Source organism: Pseudomonas sp. SIMBA_068 (assembly GCF_046534705.1).
In the GTDB taxonomy this organism is placed as follows: domain Bacteria; phylum Pseudomonadota; class Gammaproteobacteria; order Pseudomonadales; family Pseudomonadaceae; genus Aquipseudomonas; species Aquipseudomonas putida.
Genome location: NZ_JAWRYI010001376.1, coordinates 1 through 244, shown reverse-complemented (window position 1 = coordinate 244; position 244 = coordinate 1). Strand labels below are relative to the sequence as shown.

1 protein-coding gene is annotated in these 244 nt (G+C 51.6%); it reads right to left on the bottom strand.

The window, feature by feature from the left end:
• Positions 1 to 86: 86 nt before the first annotated feature.
• Positions 87 to 236, bottom strand: a complete 150-nt coding sequence (locus SB756_RS34125) for a hypothetical protein (protein ID WP_410913761.1) — start codon at positions 234 to 236, stop codon at positions 87 to 89.
• Positions 237 to 244: the final 8 nt, after the last annotated feature.

Below are 244 nucleotides of genomic sequence, written 5' to 3'. Positions count from 1 at the left end.
GGCCGACGAGAATCACGACGACCAGCATCACGTACTTCCACAAAGGATAACGATTTAACACGGCAGTTCCCTTAGGGAAGAAAGAATTACAGCGCCTTGATAGTGCCTTTAGGCAGCACGGCGGCGACGAAATCACGTTTAATGACGACTTCATTGGTGTCATTCAGCGCGATAGCTACGTAGCCCGTGTCAGAGACTTTAGTTACGCGGCCTACAAGGCCACCGCTGGTCAGCACTTCATCAC